This window comes from Paraburkholderia aspalathi (assembly GCF_905220735.1).
Lineage (GTDB): Bacteria > Pseudomonadota > Gammaproteobacteria > Burkholderiales > Burkholderiaceae > Paraburkholderia > Paraburkholderia aspalathi.
This window is the reverse complement of the sequence record NZ_CAJNBA010000025.1, coordinates 1-3,359: the sequence shown is the minus strand read 5'-3', so window position 1 is coordinate 3,359 and position 3,359 is coordinate 1. Positions and strand designations below refer to the sequence as shown.

At 54.7% G+C, this 3,359-nt stretch carries 3 protein-coding genes; all 3 read right to left on the bottom strand.

The genetic code is table 11. From position 1 onward, the window contains the following. Positions 1-58: 58 nt before the first annotated feature. From KHO30_RS39005 to KHO30_RS38995, 3 genes are read right to left on the bottom strand one after another with little or no spacing between them, the layout of a single operon-like run. Positions 59-1,081: a tyrosine-type recombinase/integrase gene (locus tag KHO30_RS39005; protein WP_211704090.1), complete on the bottom strand. Its 1,023-nt coding sequence runs from the start codon at positions 1,079-1,081 to the stop codon at positions 59-61. Beyond that, positions 1,078-1,986, bottom strand: a complete 909-nt coding sequence (locus KHO30_RS39000) for a tyrosine-type recombinase/integrase (RefSeq protein ID WP_211704089.1) — start codon at positions 1,984-1,986, stop codon at positions 1,078-1,080. Before KHO30_RS39000 ends, KHO30_RS39005 begins: the two co-directional genes overlap by 4 nt. After that, the gene (locus KHO30_RS38995; protein ID WP_211704088.1) at positions 1,980-3,227 is read right to left on the bottom strand and encodes a site-specific integrase; all 1,248 of its coding nucleotides are present in this window, start codon (positions 3,225-3,227) and stop codon (positions 1,980-1,982) included. Before KHO30_RS38995 ends, KHO30_RS39000 begins: the two co-directional genes overlap by 7 nt. Between the last annotated feature and the right edge of the window lie 132 nt (positions 3,228-3,359).

Sequence of the window (3,359 nt, the reverse complement as noted above, 5' to 3'; positions counted from 1 at the left end):
AATCTGTAATGCGATGAACAACTTTATGCGGAGTCCGTCCTTACGAACCCCGCTGCCGTCAGCGTCCAGTGGCTTTCCGTCTATGCATAATAGGTGCGGTGTTCAGCGACGCAATCAGCTTATCTGTGGCTTTGAAGCGACCAGAACGCAGCTTCGGCGCCACGATAGATTCGAGCGTTTCTAGTTTCACAGAAGGGTCGATGCGAGTGTACATTTCAGTGGTCTGCATGCTCGCATGGCCGAGCCACAGAGAGACCTTGCGCAAGTCTTTGGTCGCTTGCAAGACCGTGAGTGCACAAGTATGTCTCAGCACATGCGGAGATACACGTTTGCTCAAGATGGATGGACAATCTGTCGAAGCGGCCTTGGTGTGCTTTCGCAATATATATTGGAAGCCGGACCGCGTCATGGCCTCTCCGCGGGCATTGATGAACACTTCCGGGGTGGCAACGGCGCCTCTTATGGCTAACCACGCTTTCAATGCCGAAGCCGTCTCCTTCCACAAAGGCAAGCATCGTTGCCTGCGACCCTTGCCGTGAACGACTACGCTCGCATACGGTTGCATATTCAGATCACCAATGCACAATCCGACGAGTTCTGATGCGCGCAATGCACCGGCGAAACAAAGGTGGAGCATGGCACGGTCCCGAATTCCAAACCAGTCAGACGGCACTGGGGCATCTAATATCGCTTGCATTTCCTGCTGAGTCAGATGACTCACCAAACGGCTTTCCGTCCGCTTCAGCGGTAGCGCCAAGACCCGACGAACCTGCTCGAGGGCGGAAGGTACCCGATACTCAACGAAGCGCATAAACGATTTGATTGCAGCGAGCCGCGTGTTCCGCGAATTTGCGCCGTTATGGCGCGTAGTCTCGAGGTGATCGAGAAAGGAGAGGATCATTGGCGCATCGATTTGCTCGAGATACAACTGGGACGGTTGAGTTTTGAGACGTCGACTGACAAACTCCAGAAGCAATTTAAAGGCATATGCATACGATTCGCAGGTATTTTCACTGGCTCCGCGCTCCAATGGCAGACGCTGCTGGAGGAATGCGGTGATATGCGGTGCAATCGGGGTCATGACATTGCTCCCGTAAAGAATGATTCACAGCAGTCGACGATACCCCTCATCAGTTCAGGCGTTGCCTCAAGATACCAATACGTATGATTGACGTTACAGTGACCGAGGTATGTGGACAATGCCACCATGTGTTTCGTGATGCGGTCCCGGCTATCCGGGCAGTTCTCAAGTGCCCTCACTGCAAATGTATGCCTCAATGACTGGGGTGTTGGCCGCGGTCGCGCTGGAGCACACGGCAAGCCAGCGGCCTTCGCGGCGGAGTCAAACGCTTTTTCGACGGCCTTTACGCCTAATGGTTTTCTCCACAAGGAAACAAAGACGTGACTATCGAACGGAGCATAGGAACGCCGTTGCTCGATGTAGCGGTCCAACGCTAGGCGGCACGTTTCGTGGATCGGAATGAGGCGACTTTTTCTGAACTTCGTATTCCTTATCAGTAGTCCGTCCGGCGTGATGTCATCGTAGAGAAGCCGGAGGGCTTCCGAAACGCGAAGTCCCGTGCATGCCAACAGTGCGAACAGGGTACCGTACGTTCTCTGGCGCAAGGGATGCGTGCCTTGCAGGAATGCAGCATGGACAAGTTTTTGAACGTCCCCTTCAGACAGGATATAGGGCACCGGTCTCGGACCCTTTTCGCTCCCGAACACGGCCGCGGGAATCTCGTGACGCAGATCTTCAGCCCGAGCGTAGCGCGCGAAGCGCCTGACGTTGCCAAGCCTGCGCGCACGCTGCTGAACCGATTTCGCTTGCGCCGCCCACGCCAGAGCGGTCTCGTTGCAGACATGGTCCTTGGCCATGGAGTCCGAGAACGCGGCGAAACTCCGCAGACTGCTGCCTTCTGACTTGAAGGCAAACCCGCACGCGCGACGCATCTCGATATACGACTCTATGAGGTGGGCTAGCATGATTGCACCTCAGGCCACGGCTGTGCGATCCTTTGCAACTCAGGTAGATCGACCTTCGCGTAAATCTGCGTCGTGGCCGTGGAACGGTGTCTGAGAACGAGCGCGATGTCTTGCAGCGAAGTGCCATCACGCAACATTGCGGTAGCCACCGAATGGCGAAGGACGTGAGCTGCCCCGCCACTGGGACACGCGACACCTGACCGGCGCATTGCCCGTTCAACTATGGTGGAAACGGCACCGTGATTCGCGAACTCGTGGAACGGAGCCCGGCAGCCGACGAATACCGCGTTGGTACTACGAGGTGGTCGTGCAAGTTGTAAGTAGTCTACGATCGCCCGCCCGACTTCTCTGGTTAAAGGGAACTTCGTCGGGCGTCCGCCTTTTCCGGTAATGGATATTGACGCATCTTTCCAGTCAATATCAGATAACCGCAAACGAACGAGATCTCCGGCCCGCAACCCCAAACGGGCCAGCATCAGCACTATTGCATAGTCTCGTATGCCGACCGGTGTAGCGCGATCGCAAGAAGCGATAACCTTCTCAACGTCGTTTCCAAGAATGTATCGAGGAAGCGACGACAAACCCCAATTGGCCACCTTAGGCACAGCGGCGTCGAGGTCGGGCCTGCATTTCCCTTCGGCTATCAGAAAGCGAAGAAACATGCGTAATGCCGTCGTACAGTTTTTCGTTGCTGCTAGCCCTTGCCTTGAGCTTTCATCGAGAACAAACTTTCGTAACCCAGGTGCCGTAAAGTTCGTTGGGTCAGTTCCCTCGTTTCTGAGCAGCTTCCCGATGGAGACGCCGTAAGTGGCCAGTGTCGAATCTTTCGTTCCTCGCCGCTCACGCATCCATCGATAGAATTCAACCAACAACTCCGGACCCGGTGTCGTGTCGCCGATATCGGATGGTGCCATGATTCCGGCTTCCCGAAGGTAGTCCGTGAAGAGGCGTACGCCATGCATCAAACCCTTGGGGTTTGCATGACCGTATCTTGAACATGTGCATTTTTTCAGGTGTTTTTTGAACCGTGCTATAGCATCTTGAGATAGGTCTGTATATGGAATTCGTTTCTTGTCAGTCCAATGAAGCAGATGCTCAGCTGCACGAATATGTCGGCGCGCGCTGATTTCCGCGAATCCGGTTTCCCATAGCTTCGCCGCAAACCCATCAAGTAGGTAGCTTCCAGCACTCCCGGACAGCTCATCCACTCTCTGTTGAGATTCGAAGTACTTTGCAAACATGATGTCCTCCTGTTTTCGCCGATACGGCTAACGAAGACATCACGATTATGCATAGACAGAAAGCCACTGGACGCTCACGGCAGCGGGGTTCGTACGGACGGACTCCGCATAAAGTTGTTCATCGCATTACAG